The organism is Candidatus Hakubella thermalkaliphila, from assembly GCF_013281975.1.
Taxonomy (GTDB): domain Bacteria; phylum Actinomycetota; class Humimicrobiia; order Hakubellales; family Hakubellaceae; genus Hakubella; species Hakubella thermalkaliphila.
Window position 1 is genome coordinate 1 of record NZ_BLRZ01000037.1, and the last position, 16,203, is coordinate 16,203.

18 protein-coding genes are annotated in these 16,203 nt (G+C 47.7%); 7 read left to right on the plus strand and 11 right to left on the minus strand.

Annotation, left to right across the window (positions count from 1 at the left end):
- On the plus strand, positions 1-616 hold a 616-nt coding region (locus tag HW443_RS04965; protein ID WP_176237955.1), incomplete at its 5' end, for an IS66 family transposase.
- 78 nt (positions 617-694) lie between these two features.
- On the opposite strand, the gene HW443_RS04970 is transcribed toward HW443_RS04965, so the two are convergent.
- From HW443_RS04970 to HW443_RS13000, 9 genes are all read right to left on the minus strand, one after another.
- Positions 695-2,233, minus strand: a complete 1,539-nt coding sequence (locus tag HW443_RS04970) for a B12-binding domain-containing radical SAM protein (protein ID WP_176230956.1) — start codon at positions 2,231-2,233, stop codon at positions 695-697.
- Positions 2,224-2,943, minus strand: a complete 720-nt coding sequence (locus HW443_RS04975) for a hypothetical protein (RefSeq protein ID WP_176230957.1) — start codon at positions 2,941-2,943, stop codon at positions 2,224-2,226. The genes HW443_RS04970 and HW443_RS04975 overlap by 10 nt, the downstream gene beginning before the upstream one ends.
- Positions 2,924-3,634 carry a Panacea domain-containing protein gene (locus HW443_RS04980; protein ID WP_176230958.1) on the minus strand — a complete coding sequence of 237 codons (711 nt, stop codon included), beginning with the start codon at positions 3,632-3,634 and terminating at the stop codon, positions 2,924-2,926. The genes HW443_RS04975 and HW443_RS04980 overlap by 20 nt, the downstream gene beginning before the upstream one ends.
- Positions 3,631-6,870 (minus strand): N-6 DNA methylase, encoded by a 3,240-nt coding sequence (locus HW443_RS04985; RefSeq protein WP_176230959.1) that lies wholly within the window; start codon positions 6,868-6,870, stop codon positions 3,631-3,633. The genes HW443_RS04980 and HW443_RS04985 overlap by 4 nt, the downstream gene beginning before the upstream one ends.
- A 10-nt stretch (positions 6,871-6,880) precedes the next feature.
- Positions 6,881-8,566, minus strand: a complete 1,686-nt coding sequence (locus HW443_RS04990; RefSeq protein ID WP_176230960.1) for an ATP-binding protein — start codon at positions 8,564-8,566, stop codon at positions 6,881-6,883.
- Positions 8,567-8,578: 12 nt separating this feature from the next.
- Complete coding sequence (locus HW443_RS04995) at positions 8,579-9,691, minus strand: hypothetical protein (protein WP_176230961.1); 1,113 nt, start codon at positions 9,689-9,691, stop codon at positions 8,579-8,581.
- A 443-nt stretch (positions 9,692-10,134) separates the two neighbouring features.
- The gene (locus tag HW443_RS05000; RefSeq protein WP_176233293.1) at positions 10,135-10,947 is read right to left on the minus strand and encodes a winged helix-turn-helix domain-containing protein; all 813 of its coding nucleotides are present in this window, start codon (positions 10,945-10,947) and stop codon (positions 10,135-10,137) included.
- Between the two features lie 137 nt (positions 10,948-11,084).
- The gene (locus HW443_RS05005) at positions 11,085-12,197 is read right to left on the minus strand and encodes a hypothetical protein (RefSeq protein WP_176230963.1); all 1,113 of its coding nucleotides are present in this window, start codon (positions 12,195-12,197) and stop codon (positions 11,085-11,087) included.
- Between the two features lie 199 nt (positions 12,198-12,396).
- Entirely contained in the window at positions 12,397-12,522 is a 126-nt protein-coding gene (locus tag HW443_RS13000) for a DNA-packaging protein (protein WP_219853500.1), read from the minus strand.
- A 111-nt stretch (positions 12,523-12,633) separates the two neighbouring features.
- Between HW443_RS13000 and HW443_RS13295 the strand changes: the two genes are divergently transcribed.
- From HW443_RS13295 to HW443_RS05015, 3 genes are read left to right on the plus strand one after another with little or no spacing between them, the layout of a single operon-like run.
- Positions 12,634-12,768: a hypothetical protein gene (locus HW443_RS13295; RefSeq protein ID WP_258188935.1), complete on the plus strand. Its 135-nt coding sequence runs from the start codon at positions 12,634-12,636 to the stop codon at positions 12,766-12,768.
- Between the two features lie 29 nt (positions 12,769-12,797).
- On the plus strand, positions 12,798-13,328 hold the full coding sequence (locus tag HW443_RS05010) for an AAA family ATPase (protein ID WP_176235856.1): 531 nt from the start codon (positions 12,798-12,800) through the stop codon (positions 13,326-13,328).
- Between the two features lie 9 nt (positions 13,329-13,337).
- Positions 13,338-13,943: a DEAD/DEAH box helicase family protein gene (locus tag HW443_RS05015; RefSeq protein ID WP_176230966.1), complete on the plus strand. Its 606-nt coding sequence runs from the start codon at positions 13,338-13,340 to the stop codon at positions 13,941-13,943.
- A gap of 222 nt (positions 13,944-14,165) precedes the next feature.
- On the opposite strand, the gene HW443_RS05025 is transcribed toward HW443_RS05015, so the two are convergent.
- Both HW443_RS05025 and HW443_RS05030 read right to left on the minus strand, forming a co-directional pair.
- Positions 14,166-14,564, minus strand: a complete 399-nt coding sequence (locus tag HW443_RS05025; RefSeq protein ID WP_176229669.1) for a type II toxin-antitoxin system RelE/ParE family toxin — start codon at positions 14,562-14,564, stop codon at positions 14,166-14,168.
- The gene (locus HW443_RS05030; protein ID WP_176227073.1) at positions 14,552-14,734 is read right to left on the minus strand and encodes a hypothetical protein; all 183 of its coding nucleotides are present in this window, start codon (positions 14,732-14,734) and stop codon (positions 14,552-14,554) included. The genes HW443_RS05025 and HW443_RS05030 overlap by 13 nt, the downstream gene beginning before the upstream one ends.
- 315 nt (positions 14,735-15,049) lie before the next feature.
- Here HW443_RS05030 and HW443_RS05035 point away from each other — a divergent pair, with 315 nt between their 5' ends.
- The 3 genes from HW443_RS05035 to HW443_RS13005 form a co-directional block, all read left to right on the plus strand.
- Entirely contained in the window at positions 15,050-15,319 is a 270-nt protein-coding gene (locus tag HW443_RS05035; RefSeq protein WP_176230967.1) for a type II toxin-antitoxin system prevent-host-death family antitoxin, read from the plus strand.
- On the plus strand, positions 15,309-15,614 hold the full coding sequence (locus tag HW443_RS05040) for a type II toxin-antitoxin system RelE/ParE family toxin (protein ID WP_176230968.1): 306 nt from the start codon (positions 15,309-15,311) through the stop codon (positions 15,612-15,614). Before HW443_RS05035 ends, HW443_RS05040 begins: the two co-directional genes overlap by 11 nt.
- Before the next feature lie 370 nt (positions 15,615-15,984).
- Positions 15,985-16,203, plus strand: a 219-nt coding sequence (locus HW443_RS13005) for a hypothetical protein (protein WP_219857225.1), incomplete at its 3' end; no start/stop codon positions are given.

The following is a 16,203-nucleotide window of genomic DNA, read 5'->3' on the forward strand; positions in this document are numbered from 1 at the left end:
GGAAGCAGCGGCTATAGCCTCCTACCAGGAAAACCAGGCCAGTCCCATCATCCAGAGGCTTGTCTGTGATGATGCCAGGCAGTTCTATTACATTACCCCTCTGCGGGCCCTCTGTTGGATCCATGAAGAAAGACACTACGCAAAGCTAACCCCTTTACTTGCTCATCATCAGAGACTTTTGGATGACTTTAGAGCTCGAATCTGGGAGTATTATTACCAGCTTACCGAATATAAAAAGAATCCAAAGGAAGAAGAAAAGATACGCCTCTCTCATCTATTCGAGGAAATCTTCTCCACTAAAACAGGATATGAGGATTTAGACAATCGTATAGAGCTGACCAAAAAGAAAAAGGACTTTCTGCTGGTGGTTCTGGACTATCCTGATACCCCACTCCATAACAACCCGGCCGAACTGGCCTTAAGAATGTATGTTATTAAACGTAAGATTAGTCTTGGAACAAGGTCTGCTGATGGAACAAAGAGCTGGGAGACCTTCTTTACCATTATGGATACCTGTCGTAAACTTGGTGTCAATTTCAGGGAGTATCTCTATGATAGAATCTCTAAGCAAAACAAAATGCCATCTCTCTCCTCCCTCATCCCAATTCCTCCATGAACATATTTGTAATCACAAAGGGAATATTGCATAATTATCCATGTTTCTATGACTACCCTACTAATAACTTTCCACAAGTTATTGAGCAGTTACCTTTAAAAAGCCAATCTGTTTGTACTTGTCAACTACTGCTGAAAACCCATTGTTTAAGTTCTCTCTGAAAGATGTACTCACAAGAGTATCACCAAAAAGCTGAAAAGACTTGCTTCGATAATGGGAGTTCAACATGAACATTAGTCGCTGAAGGTCGACATAGTCGGAGATAGAGCCCTCGTTCATCTTCAGAAACGGATATAGTTTGCCATTTAGCATGTGAAGATCCCTGTCCCAGCCCTGCTTTTGAAAGTAGGAAAAGTATCTGTTGTAAATAGCTGTGGAGGGAACGGGGGTAAAGAGCATGGGGATAATGGAGCCCACTATTTCCGAGACAAAAATGATCGTCTTCACCACATGGCCAATCTTCTCCCCGGGCAGCCCGTAGAGAAGGAAACTATTGACCTCCAGGTTCCTCAGACGAAAGCCTGCTTTTTCACACATTTTGGCCGCTCTAACCAAATGTTCAAGACGGACATGCTTCCGATCCATACTTCTTAGGAGCTGATCGTCTATGCTTTCACAAGGCAGGTATATCTTCTGAAAGTTCGCCCTTTTCAGTAGATCCACCAGTTTTTGGGATCGACTGAGGAGGCTAACATCCAGACCTTCCGGAGCATAAAGTCTGAAGGGAAGTTTCTCCCTTACGATCCTTTCCAATACCTTCATGAAGTTCTCTTCAAATCGCCAGAGTAGAAAATCGGCATAGAAGGCAAAGTCACGAATGCCATAGGTCTCATACTTATATTTCATCTCCGCTATGATATCGTCAACAGGTCTATAGCGGACGACTTGCTTACCCCCGTTAAGGGTCTTGGAAGCACAGTAGGCACAGCTAAAGGGACAGCCGCGGCTGGGAGTAACGATGGCATATTGGGGAGCTCTTCTGTAGAAAGAAAGATCAGTCCAGAGGCCATTTGCCTCTTCAACCTCCCCGGCAACTACAATATCCGCAGCCGTATGCTCCGCAGCATGTTCAGGGACCAGAGTGGGATAAATGCCACCCAAAATAATGGTGCTCTTTTGGCCAAAGCGCCTCCTGAGCCTCAGGATCAGGTCCCTTGCTGGCTCCCACCAATAGCTCATGATAGCAGAAATGTATATCTCATCAGGTGGGTTCTTGGCCGTTAATCCCTGTTCCTCAAGCCACGCTCCGAACTCCGGCCAGGTCTTGCCAAAGTGATATTTATAGAGCTCTAGGACCTCTCCGTTTTTTGTGATCTCATAGGGTCGGATGGGCTTAGTGGGATTATCCCTTTCTTCGTAACTTTCCTCCGGGTTGATTTTATGTCTATGTACTTTGCCGGTTTCATCAGTCTCCATGAAGTCGAAGAGCTCAATCCTTTTGTAGTGATGTTTTTTGAGCAGAGCCCCTATACGTAAAATTCCATAGGGCTGGGACCACTCCGCCCAGTACTGGGTGTCGTAAACTGGCGGGTTTATAAGAAGAGCTGATTTTTGCCTCGGATTTTTTGAAAGCATTTTTAAGTCGAATTTTGTCGCAATCATCTCTTTCAACGCCATCCGATTTTCTCTTTGATTAATTCCGCGTATGCTTGCAAATCTTTTTGTAATTCTTCAAATAAGGGTCTTGCCGTGAGAAATATGCATAGGTGATTCCAGAGAACTTTTAAGGTGTCGCCACTCAATTTGAATGGGCGCTCGTTAAGGTTCTTCAGAGGTTGAAGATCACCCTTATGAATAGGCTGTATAAGTTCGAATCGTGCCGCACTCTCCTCGGTAACCCCCTTGTTTGATGGCTTAATATAAAACAGGTTGGGGATTTCAAAGATTTGAATCTTGACTACATAGTCTTGAGAGTGTCTGGCTTTAAAAGTGAAGATCGGAAGGCAAAGTATCAGTTTTTCCCATATACCTCCCTTCGTCATAGGATCATATAGCCAGTCGGCATCGCAGTACCCTAGAATGATAACCGGTCTCAATTTGCCTTGGAGAATATAAAGTCGGTCTTCAGACCTAAGGTTAAGACTTTTTATTGGTATTTGCTGCTGTAGCTTGTTTGAGTTATAACTGGCGATCCTAAAGGTGGACTTCTCTTCTTCAACAGGGTCATATTCATCTATCTCAAGGACTTTTGGGGGTGTGAGGGGGTACTTGACGGGACCAAGGTAAAACTGCCCGATCTGAAACGACATCCTTTCACTAAGCTCAAGCTCCTTATAAACCTCAAACCCACTAATATTACTAATCCATTCAACCCCGAGAGGGCTCATCTGAGTCCTTTACCCTAAAAGCAGAGAAATCTATTGTGACTTTGCCCTTAAGAGCGCCCAAATTTGCCAGTTCTTCTTCGTCCCATATTTTTAGAATTTCAGAAGTTTCTGGTGGATAGGCAGGCTTTTGGGGCACAGATATTCTTGCTAATTTATTTTTGATACTCTGCCCAATCTCATGTAACTTTGTTTTTTCCTCTGCGGTCCACCTCAAAGTTGCTGGTACTTGCCTTGGACTAACTTTGCTAAAATCAAGTTTCCTTCCCCTGATAGGTACCTGCATTGGTTCTGTTTCAAAATAGACATAATCAAGGAGCTTAGAAAGAGTTTCCAGACCCCACTCTCTCCATAACTCATCAAGTATACTCCTTGCGGTGACATCCAAACCTTCCGCCCACCTTTCTTCAAAGCTTGGGACTATCTCCTTAAAAGTTTTCTCACCTAAATCTCTTTCTTCTATATCAATGCCGAGATTAGAAAGAGTGGTTTCTAATTCAGGTGCATAAGGGCCGTACTTGTAGAAAATCCAATCTAGGCCAGTGTAAGTCTCTCCTTTTGCTCGAAAATACTCCACATCAAGTAGGTAAAGGAGTTTGGTGAGACGAACCATTCCGACAGAAATTCTCTCCTCCTTTGACCTCTCTAAAATGAAAGCCACTGCAGGCTTTACGCGACTTTTTCCCTTTATCATTCTAGTTCCCTTAATGAATCCTGGATATCTTTGAGTTCTTGGGATGTTAGGGCCCAAATCTCGGCGGCAAGTTCGTCTATTTCAGTCTCTATTGACCTTAGCTTGCCCTGGTCATCAGTTTGAGCTGCATCATGAGCTGACTGGGAAAGTTCAGCCAGGTGGAGATGGAGTTTGTTTTTGGGGTCGAATTTTGGGATACGGAGATACTCAAGGATATTACACTGCGCAAAACTCTTTCCTCCTTTTTGTGTATGAGACTGAACACCAAAATTGAAAGGCGCAGAATTCATACAGGCACATATGAAGTGAGCTTCCGTCAAATCATTCAGTGAAATGAATGGATGCATGGCTTGGTTACTCATAATAGGTTTTCCATTAAAAGTGCTAACTACCGCAACCGCCATGTTTGAAACACCAAATCCTTGCCACACCACCTTATACGGGGCGAAGCTATATGCTTTAATATCATATAAAGCATAAAAAGGTTCTCTACCGAGGTATTTTAGATACCCTGGACGTTTTGAGAGCACTGGCTCAAAACGCTTTAGATACAAATAGGTTTTTGGAAAATACGTTCGGAGTAAGTTCTCGGAGCAACCATGTTTTGGGTCATTAGGGTCCTGTGGTACGACAATCCAAGCGGATGCTTCTGCCTTCCACCGTCTTACATCTCTTCCTCTAAGCAGCGGGTAGAGCAGGTCAGACTCAATGGCTGCCTGGACATTCTCTACCTTACATTTCGCGCCTTCGGTAATGTTGGAGACCACCACCAGTCCATCCGGTCTTCTAGCCACAATGTCCACCCAATAAACGCCGTTGGCCCAAGTACATACACCGGCATGGGCCTTGTAGTCTGATTGCCCCATCACTTTCTTCACTGTCTTCAGTGCCCTCGGCCTCCCGGTAATCCAGGGAGAAGTTAGATCCCTTTCGTTGACCGGCTCGGCCACAAACTGCTTTCTTTGGGTCATATTCATAACACCCTCAAGGCTGGCATCGAAGGCTATGGATTTTCCTTTAGCGATCTTTTTCCAGTATAAATAGGAGGGCATTGGGTATTTCGTGGGTCTTCCCTTTTGGAGGATAACCACGCTAGTTCTGTTGGATGCTCCTTCAAAGGGATTTAGTTCCACCATATCATCAACGTGTATGGCCTGAATTGGAATATCATTGGGTAACAGAAATCTACGAAACCCTTTACCTGCGTCTGTTTTAAGAACAGACTGTGTTATCAGAAAACCAAGCTTACCATTTTTCTCAAGATACTTATCAGCCGAGACATACGTCATTAAGGTAGAAATGTCTACTTTTGCGCTTCCGTGTCTTCTTCTGAAACCAACGTGAGGGAAAAGCTGATATACGCCTTCATAGAGGGGGATCATCTGACTTCTATAATTCTCAGGTAGGCTTTCCCAGTTCACCCAGGGAGGATTGCCAGCAATATAGTCAAACTTTCCGGCAAAGAGGGGAGCAAAGGCATTTTTGAGGATGCGTGCCCAGATGCCGTTAATGCCCTGCCTTTGAAGTCTTAGGAGTTTCTCATAGAGCTCCACCACCACGCTGATGTCCCGGCCATCCTGTTCTGGGTTGAGTGGAAGCTTCTCGATGAGCATGGACACAAACTGCTCTCCTGAGAGCTCCAGTCTTACTGCTTCCTCCAGAAAATTGGCTAACATGTCGATATACTGAGCATAAACTAAACTTTTAGGGACGGCAAAGGGGCCCACTGCAGTGTTGAACTTGAGAACTCCCTGTCCAAAAAGGTCCTCTGACTCGGAAGGGGTCATGATGGAATCGCAGAGATAGACCGGAATGTTCACCTCTCCCTTCCGGTGTTGCAGAAGATCCCCCAGCGCCAGAAGGTAATTAGTCCTGGCCGAGATAACCGCGAGGGGGTTCAGGTCAAAACCGACCACATTGGCAAGGATTTTCTCCAGCACCTCTGACTCAGGAAGCATCTTCTCCCTGGCGTATTGGCGGATCTTCCTGATAGCAATAACCAGAAAGGTCCCCGAGCCGCAAGCTGGATCAAGGAGACGCCTGTTGGGATCTCCTTTGAATCTTCCTGCCTCCAACATGTCCAGGAGCCGCTCCGCCAGCCAGTCCGGCGTGTAATATTCGCCCAGATTGTGCCGCAGGGCTCTAGGCATGAGGTTCTGATAGAGCTTTTTCAGGAGGTCCCGGGTCTGCTCCGGGTCAACATCCAGGGTAACCAAAGAGTAGTTGGCCAGGCTAGCCACGATCTCCTTGAGAGCCTGATAGATAGCTTCATCCCAGATGTCCAGATACCAGCCAAAAAAGTCGCCCTCGAGAAGGTTGGCAATCCCCAGTTCCCGGAAGATACCGCCTTGCTCCATCCTTTGTAGATACGCTTTTAGCTGCTCGCTTTTGAAGGCGGCGGCCTGCCTCAAATCCGTTCCCAGTTTGGGCATGGTGTAGTAGTGAACTATCTGCAGCGCCAGAAGTTTAATGAAAGAGGCGTAATAGGTGTGAATGGAGAAGAAAAGGCGAAAGGGCTCTGCTCTTTCTTCTCTTATTCCAAAGGCGCGGGCAAAGGATTGCACATCGAGTTTTGACACTTCGGCATAGTTACACACTTCGCTGAATTGCAATGACCACTGCTCAAAGAGGGTTTTGACCTTGGGATTCGGGCTTTCTGTGAGAGCATCATAGAACGTGCTTGCCGCTTTGCGGGACACAGGCGTATTTTCGCCAAAGTCCCGTACCAGATTTTCTGGTATCAGAGCAAGCTCGGTACTCAGCGACGCAAGGAGACGGAGGAAGTGCTCCGTAGAGTGGTCATCTACCCTCACCGGTGGATCAACATGCCAACTTCCTTCTTTGGAACGGATGAAGATGAAGTACGAACCATCCAGGACGACGCCCGCTAATCGTTCGGGTCGGTGGCGCTCCCGCCGCACCAGACCGCCGACGTACCCCTTCACCTGTTCTATGGCATGCTGATTGACTCGGTGACGGTTATCTGGGCGTAAGGACCCAGGAGCCTCATACTCGATGACCAGCCTGTTATAGACCGCATCTGCCCTCCCATTAACGAGGGTGTACTCCTCTCTTACAGGAATCGTAAGCCTCATTTTTGTGGCGAACTCTTCTATCATTCGGGAGGCTTTGCTGCGGAATTCCGCCTCATTATGGGATACAGCAGCCGCATCTTGAATCTGCTTATTTAGAGTTCTGGCAATACTCTTAATCTCCTCTTCTATCTCTAGGCCCATAGTCTTTCTCCTAAAATTCCTGCTGCCTGAAGGCTGGTTTGGGGAAGATGATCTTTACGGGTTGTCGGTAGACGGCATGGCTAAGCAGAAGCTCTCCCTTTGAGAGTCGGGTGACATTGGATTTGATCTCATTATCCAAAAACCGGTAGTCTGGCTGCATAATCTCTGCCGAGCCACTTCTGCCGATGATCTTGGTAGCGCAGTTGCCAGTAACCCGGGAGTGAACGGCGCTCATAAACTGCTGAGCGGCGAGGAGAATGACCCCCAGGGAGCGCCCCCGCTCAGCTATCTCCAAGACCAACTCGGTAAGAGGCGAGGGGCGGGGGCCGGCCGGGGCGTATTTGTTCAGCTCGTCCACAAAAAAGATAATCTTCTCAGGAACAGGCTCAGTCCTATCCTCAGGAGGCTCTGCCTTAAGGGAATAGACGGTTTTGAGCAGATCGCCAAAGACAAGCATCTGCTCATGCTCATAGAGACGGGCTATGTCCACCACATAGACGTGCCCGCCCCTAATTTTCAGGATTTCATCGGTCAGAACCTCCTCTCCTGTGCTCCGGGTATCCACAAAGATTCCCGATTGATTGGCCTGCACCATCCTTCTCACGTGTCTGCGAAAAACACCGATGGATGAGCCCCGGATTCCCCGCCATTCCCTGACCGCAGCCCGGGTTTCAGGATCAAAGAGGGGCCTGCCGCTTAGTAGGTTGGTCCAACTCTGGACATTTCTGAACTCGGGCTCATTGTTTCTGATTCCCTCCTTGATCTCGCTGATGATGGATTCCAGGGTAAAGTAGGCGTCGGGAATCTGGGCGAAGAGGAGATCGAGCTTGTCGGCGGTAGATTCTAAGTCATAAGCATAAATCTGGTAAAAATCTGGTTCATAGAAACTGTTGGGCCGACCATCTTTTCCCCGAGGCAGAAAGTAGTGCAGTTTGTCCGCCTCAAACGGTTTGGGCTCGAGGCCCAGGTCTTCCCACATGTCCATTTCATCAACCGAAAATTCTTTTTGTCGCCTTTGGTCAATCTGCAAAAGGTCCCCATGCTTCACATTCAGAATAATGACCGCAATCTTAGCCCTTTCTTCCTCAGGAGTTTTCTGTAATAGGGACTGGAGGAGGAACATGGCATAGGAGGTCTTGGTAGCCAGACCACTGATTCCCGAGATATTGACGTGGGCAGATTCTGGTCCTAAAAGGTAGCGGCGGTCAATGTAGGCCACTGCAGCCACCTCATTACTCATCTCGATAAGGCCAGCCGGTACTCTGTCTCTGGGTTCCATGGCATCAATACCCAGGGCCACTTGAACGCCATCCTCATCGGCAAAGTCTACCACCTTCTCGCTGGAGACAGGCATGTAAATGTCTTTGTCGTTGCTCAGAACATTTACATGGGCGATAGTGGTTCCTTGCCTGGGGGTGTTGGGCTCTTCGGTCAATTCCCCAAAATTGCTGGAGATAAAGTTAGCTAGATGAGTAGGGGAATCAGTCCTGTGCTCCAGTGTAGTCACCAGGCCATAGGTCCTGCTAGGCCCTTCATGGCTAACCTGCTCTACCTCAACAATATCAAAAGGATTTACGATTACCCCTGGAGAAAGCCAGAAGGAAAATTTGTCGGAAGTGGTGGGATCTCTATCTGTGGCCGAGGTCTTGCCAATGGCTTGAGCTGGTCCGGAAGTTTGATTTTCTTGTTCGGGCATATCTACCCCTCCTTAAGGTCTAGGCCACTTGATGCAGCCCATTAGCACTTCCCTTGAGAAGAATTTGTTCTTTATTACCTGCTCAGCAATATGGATAGGATACAGGGAGCAGTGCCATCTCCTATCCAGACCATAGGGAGTCACATTTCTCTCAGCCACCAAAGCGCGGGACAGAAGATCAGCTAGCTCAGCAGGAATAGGGGTTTGATCGGGCCTGGGGAGCTCCACCTTTACCACACCCATCAGGGGATAGTCCAATTCCCTCTGCTCCCTCAGGCGGACATACCAAAAGGCAACCTTGCCTCCGTAGGCGCTGAAGGCAGCAGTGCGATGAGCATGAGGAAGGCCGGCCAGGATAGAAGTAATGTCCTTTCTTTCTCGACTTTTTGATCCAAACTGAAAGTAGGGATCCTTGCGAAAGGATTTAGCCACTCCGATCAAGTTAGGAGCCTGGATGAACTCATCCAACTTTACGGCACCGTCCAGGACCAGCCAGGAGTCTTCATTGCGAAGGGAATCTGTCGTCTCAATCAACTCAATCTCCAATTTGTGCATCTCAAAGCGGGCTTTTGCACCGGCCTTGTCCCGCGGGTCCGTCCTGGTGTTGCTCAGAGTATCGGGGAGAGTAAAGTCTACAAGTTCCAGAAACTCTGGCTTCTCAACTCTGTGCAGTTGGATCCACAGGGTATCCGAAATACCCTCGTTTTGTTTAGGAAGCAGAAGCAGGATTTTCTGTCTGTGCTCCCAAACCTTGACCTCTCCATCCTGCTCTCTTTGGATCACCGCTGCCCCTACCTGGGCTAGCTCGATGGGGAAAGATCTAGGTCCCTCAATTCCTGTGGCCAGAAAATAGGTGCGAATGCTTCCGTCAATAAAAAATCTAAAAAGATGGTTATCCTGCCGGGAAAGGGGTGAAGTGGGCCGGTAGATGTTTGAGATATCTGGCTCCGGGGTCTCATGAAAGGCGGTGACTTTGTCCGCTTCCTTGTTTATGACCTTGTCTTCAATCTCTTCCTGGTCAGGGTGCTGAAGTTCTTCCACCGCACCTCCGGTGGCAGGAAGAATTTTGACCTCTCTTCCCAGGAGGTCCAATATGGGCATAAGTGAGCTTAGAGGATTAGGCATGGCTTTCTCCTGCTACCAGCTAATCGCGGTCTTCTGTGGCCAACTACCTGTCTAGCTTGCGTATCCTCTGCTCCTTCATCTGCAGATAGCGGGCCAGTAGCCTGGCCGGCAAAACTTCACACTCCAGGAGTGACCGCTTGTTTCTGATCATCTCTGACTACTAAGGTCGGTCAAGAGTAATATAGACCAGTGAGAAATCTTTGTCGACGGTCATCTCTCTGCTGTCCAGCGTTTCTTCCTATCTTTACGTGACGTTACATCCTTATCCTTTGCTAACACCACATCTTCTAAAACTTCTTCCACTTTTCTTCCTCCCTCCCGGCTAAATGATTCCACTCCGAAAAGAAGGTGTCTAGTCTCTTATGGGGTCAGTATAATAAATGTTTGGCCGAATTCGGCAACTTTTCTTATCTTGTCTTTGTAGATCACAAAGGCTTCTCTCCTTATCGAAAAAGCTGGTAGGCTTCTTCAATCTTTTGGAGGAGGACGTCAGCCAGTTGAGTTTTATCAATTATGAACTCAGCCCACTTCGTTCCAGGTTTCGGACTCATGGGCGCCACAAGTCTCAGACGCTTTCCTTTGCCCTGAGGGTTAATCTCCACAGCCAGTTCTCTTAGCTTATCAGAAGGTATAAGAAACAAGTTGTCGTGTAGCTCCATCGTATGTGGGTTAAAGTAAGCATAAACAATAAAGAAGGTTGGGTAGGGTTCGAAAGTCTTTTCTCGAATATCCTGAATATAAGTCTTTTTGCTTTTCCCGCTGAGCCCAAAACGGCTCTTGACCTGCAAGTAAATTGGCCTAAACTCGCCTTTCTTAAGAACGATCAGGTCGATTGCTTCGATGTCTGAGGCTGGTTCATAAACAGATAAAGCTCCGCCACCATAAAGTAAAATCAACTCTCTAATCCGATTCTCAACAATGCGGCCTTTTTGAGTTGAGGTAAGACCGGATAGATCTGTTATCTCCTCAGCAACCTTTGCTTGCTCTTCCTCTTTTAGCACAAGGGTTTCTCTGCCTTTCGCTTCCCACTTCTTCAAACCGAAAAGGCCAGGTCCGACTTTGACAAATCTTCCCTCTCTTCCTGTTTTCTGATCATAAAGTATCTCAGTGTATATCTGTGCACCCATAGTGCGCCCAGGAGTAGCCCCCACCGTGTCCAGCAAGCCTTCGTCCAATGCGCGCTTAGTTATTTCCCCAAAATGCAAGGGCTTTTTCGCTTTCTCTAAAATCGCTTCCGCTGCATCTTTGAACTTCATTCTGTCCTCACTTAAGAAGTGAATCCTCCCATTCTTCAACAATTCCTACTCCTTTATCTCCGTCAAGCCGTAGAGTTCGTAGACGACTTCGTCGACCTTGAAACATGAACGTCTCAGACTACTGCTTCCCGTTGCAGTTATGAATTGCTTTGTGCGAGTCGGCGGAGTTCTCGTAAGCTGATCCAAAGCGTATGTAATACTTTGCTCAACGCTTCTTGCCAGTCTACAATTGGCCACTCTATTCCGAGAGCCTCAAAGCTCTCGAGCAGGTCCTGACTTCTTGAATGAATTGGGAAGCTGTTTCTTAAGGTCACAATGTACCGTAACGGTGTAACGATATCATGAGCAAAGCCTGGATACTCTTTGTCAACAAAAGCCTCCAATTTGTTTAGTGAACCTTCAACACCAGCAATAGTATTTTTGTCCAGCAAAGTACCCACAGACAGGTTATTAATCAAATCTGAAACTGCTGCGACCCTGTACATAAAATCTTCTTCCGAAACACAAACTCCAAAGAGAGCCGAGATGGTGCGCGCTTGAGAAACAGGAATCAAACGCTTCAGTCCGTATTTTTCTCGAAAACTGAGATTCAGAAAATCAATTTCATCGGCAACTCTATCAGCGAGATCAGATGGAATGATCACTGGAGCTTTTCCGATCTCCAATACTTGCTCCCAACAGTCTTTGACTCCAGGGATACAATTACTTGTATCACCAGGGTCTTCATCTTTTTCACACATAGCAGACCAGACTGTGCGGCTCATGCCGCTCGAAGTCTCAGTGGCTGAAATTCGAGGGTGCATTAGATTGGTGCATAAAAGGCGCTTGTCGGGCATAGAACATTTCGCGCACAGAGAAGGTGTAGTTCGACCCTCCAAATCGTCCCTCCCCCAACGGATTTGGCAGATGAGGCCCTCTTGCGGACGTGTTTGAAACAGGTATTGTTTCTTAAGTAGAGCGGCCGCGCTTTGTTCAGTTAAATCCTCCTGAGTAAGTACTATTTCCGTGACACGATCAGTGTATTCTTTAGAATAGTTTCCGGCTCTAACCATCGTTTGAATTCGGTCAAGCCCAAAAAGCAACATGGTCTTTCCCAGTTCGTCATTAGTCATTCTCGAAGTAGCTCTAAGAATGTTCTCCATGGTTATCAAAACAGGGAATGAAGTTGTTGCACCTGTGATCCTAAATATGAAGCGGCCAGCGATTGCATCTTCTTCGAAGCTGCCAAATTCAATTCTAAAGGACTCCATAAAGTATCCCTCCGACATTGCGAGCCTTCAACGAATAGCACCTGCCAGAGCTTTGCCTAACAAAACTTCCAACGCCCTCACAGATGTTGCCAACAGTGGTCCAAGCATCACCGGCCTCCATCTCCCGCAGAAACTCGTCCACATCTGCTTTCCGGTAGCGCCCGGGCCCCGTGGATATCCGCAACGGCTTCAGTATTCCCTACTCCTCGTAGCGGTAGAGAGTCCTCCCACTCATTCCAAGATAGAGGGAAAGCTCCCGGAGCGTGGGCACCTCCTCGTTGGCGGCCTTATCCAGAGAAGATCTCCCCGCCGGATCATCTGTCATACGAGACGACTATGTAGCTCTATAGCCATTATAGGGAATTGATAAACAAAGGCCAAGACTTTCTTGGTTGTCCACATAGCGCTCCCTAAGTTTGCCCTAAAGAGGTGAGAGATGCTATTATTTACGACGTTCAGAGACTTTGACCTCCCTTTCTTTGTGCGCCGCCGCCCGGAGAGTCTGGACTACATTAAGGAGTGCCAGAGGATGCTTCCCCACTATCCCCTGGCTCCTATTCAACTAGAATAGACTGGCTTCTAGCTCATTCTGACTGTTTGTTGGTCATAAAACTGGCGGTGGACAAGATAATTAGAAGGACCCACAGGCGGGACGATGACAAGCCCTGGCTATTAAGCTACTATTTACCTATGCGCGCTCCCAACGTCCCTCTTAAAAAGTTGGACTTAAATCCCCTTTTCAAAAAAGCGCTCCACCTGATGGAGGAGAGCGATAAAAACGTTCTCGTTACGGGCCGAGCCGGCACCGGAAAATCCACCCTGCTCGAGCATTTCCGCTCGATTACGCGGAAAGAGACTGTCGTTCTGGCGCCAACCGGGGTGGCGGCCGTCAACGTTTCCGGCCAGACGATCCACTCGTTCTTCCGATTCTCGCCGAACATGACGACGGTGAATATCAAACGAGTCGCCAACCCAGTCTACGCGAAGATAGACGCCATCGTGATCGACGAAATCTCGATGGTGAGAGCCGATCTTTTGGACTGCGTCGATAACTTCTTGAGGATGAACGGCAGGACCAAGGGCGTTCCTTTCGGGGGCATCCAGATGATCTTCATTGGCGACCTGTACTAACTTCCCCCGGTGGTGCGCGGCAAACAGGAGCAGGGAATCTTCAATAAGCATTACGAGAGCGCCTACTTCTTCGATTCGCACGCCTTCAGGGGCGTAGAATTCGAGTACGTCGAGCTCGAAAAGGTCTACCGGCAAACGGACGAGTCTTTCATCCGCCTTCTGAACAGCATCCGCAACAAGAGCATTACCGATGAGGAGATCGAGCTCATAAACGAGCGTTACGTAGAGGACTCAAAAGCGTTGTCCGGCGACGCCATCTATCTGACTACGACAAACGCCATGGCCGGCGAACGCAACGAGATGGAGCTTTCCAAGCTGAAGGGCAAGCCGTACCTCTTTGAGGCCGATATCCGGGGAGATTTCGAAGAGACGAGCTTCCCCGCCGACGAGGCGCTAAGGATCAAGAACGGCGCTCAAGTGATGCTCTTGAATAACGATCCGGACGGAAGATGGGTTAACGGGACCATCGGTACGATTTGCGATATCAAGAGGGACCTGTTGCTAGTACGCTTCGCCGGCGGAGACGTCGAGGAGGTCTACCCTTTCACCTGGGTTCAGACTATCAGGTCCCCTGGCTTGCGGGCGGTCTCCGACATTCTTTATCCGATGGGATGACATGCTTACGACGTTCGGTTGCGCCGGCCGCTCGCGACTCGGGAAAGCGCACGGGTAACAACCGGCGGGCAAAAGGAGGCAACAGGGCCTTAAAGCATGTCTTTTGCCAATCCGCCTTCTGCAGCTTACAGGATCCATTGTGTATTACAGGCTGGAGGTTCTGCACAAAATCCATCATGTTTTCAAATTATAGGGAATTGATGAATAAAGGCCAAGGCTTCTCTACCCTGTCCCCATAAGCACTCCGGTTAGTTTCCAGCAGAGGCGGGTTTTATTTGCTGTGCCGAGAGACTTGGACCTCCCTACATCCACTTTCAAGGTACAGTCCGGTGGGTGAAAGCCTTTAAGCAGTCTTCCCCCGTGATGAATCGTCAAAATCTCAACTTCATCCCCCAAAACTCGATATATGATACGATAGTTTCCGAAGATGATCTCCCGTACGTCTTCACGTCCAATTTCTGGGACTACCCGCCCTGAAAATGGGAAGTCAGTAAGCCGATCAGCAATCTGGAATGCTCGTGCTGCAAACAACCTGGCGTATTGGGGAGCGTCACGAGCAATAAAGATACAAATTGCCTCCAGATCCTCCAGTGCTTGTGGGGTCCAACTTACTCGAGCCACTTAGCCATTCGCTTTCGGGCTTCCTCTTGTGTGATCTTCTGACCAGCTTCTGCCTGTTCAATACCACGTTCTACCTTATACAGAAGATATAGACGTTCCATAGCATCTTCGACCGTAGCATCTTGAGGAAGTTCCTGAATGACTTTCAAGATTTGGTCCTTTACAACCATAATCGCTACACCTCCGAGGCCAGTATACCACACCCCATCCACCGGGTGCCCAGGGTACGAGTACAATTGTATTGCGGTGACGACCCATACACAAGGACATCCTTCAGACTCAAAAGGTAGTATCTAAAATCAGGTGATGTGGCTATAGAACTTCTCATCATAATTTGGGCCTCTATATTACAAAGGCCTCTCTATATTACAAAGGCCTTCACTATAACTAACCAAATGCTACATCAAGTACTATCCACCTCTTGATTCTGTCAAAATTAGGGGCTATATTGTGATAATCAAAGTATAGATTGAAGAGGAGGCAATATGCCTATCATTAAGCCTATTTCAAGCCTCAGGAACAAGGCCAGAGAAATCGCCACAATTTGCCACGAGCAAGATGAGCCCGTGTATTTAACTACAAATGGCCAGGGTGATCTGGTCGTTATGAGTATCGAACACTATGAACGTTTAAAAGCTCACGGTGAACTTTTTGAAAAACTCGGAGTCGCTCAAGCTCAATCCGCCGCAGGCGAAAGAGGTATTACCCACGCACAGATGATGCGGAGGTTGAGAAAGCGACTCCATGAAAAGTAAGTATTCTCTCCGCTATCTTCCGGCAGCCAATGATGACCTTGTTGAGATTCTCGATTACATTGCCAAAGATAGCCCAGCAAGAGCATTGCAATTCATCGAGAGGATCGAAAAACAAATTGGTCGTCTTGAGGTTCATCCTTATCCAGGTCGAGTTCCCCGATATCCAAAGTTGGAAGCTGCAGGATATAGAGTTCTGATTGTCGAGAACTATCTTGTCTTCTACATTGTCCGTGGGCAAACTGTGGAAGTACATCGAGTACTTCACGGATCCCGTCACTACGAAGACCTCTTGTAATCTCTGTAGAGTGCCTTCAGAAGGGCTTCCTTCTCTAAGTCTCATGAAGATCTTGGCTCTTTACCTTTGTATAATAGACTCTTTATTCAGAACACGATCATAAACAAATAGGCCAATGTTTACTAATAGGGTAACTATCAAGACAAGAACCGAGGTTGATTTACCAAAACTTTTCAAAGGCATGTAAAGATTCTCGGCGTACGGGAGCCATTAGGCATCTGTCTCTCACCTCCATCTGACCACGATGGATTCTCGCTGAAAAAGATACACTGCAACCCGGAGGGTGAGAATGTCTAATATAGCGATTCCTACGGCCATCACGATGAACATGAGCGGCCTAAGCAGGATCAGTCCAGTCAGTTGAACACCGATGATAGCTAGAACTGGTAGAACAATAACAAAAGCAATATTTTGTGCGCTTTTTGGATCGTTCGCCCTTGAAGACCCAATAACCCCTAACATAAAGCTGAGTACCGTCACCAGAGGGACCAGAAGGAACAGGGAAATGAACCATGATGGAGTTAAGACTAAGCTCCCGACTTCCGCACTTATTTTAAAAAACACCTCTTCAGAGGGGGTTTTCTATCAT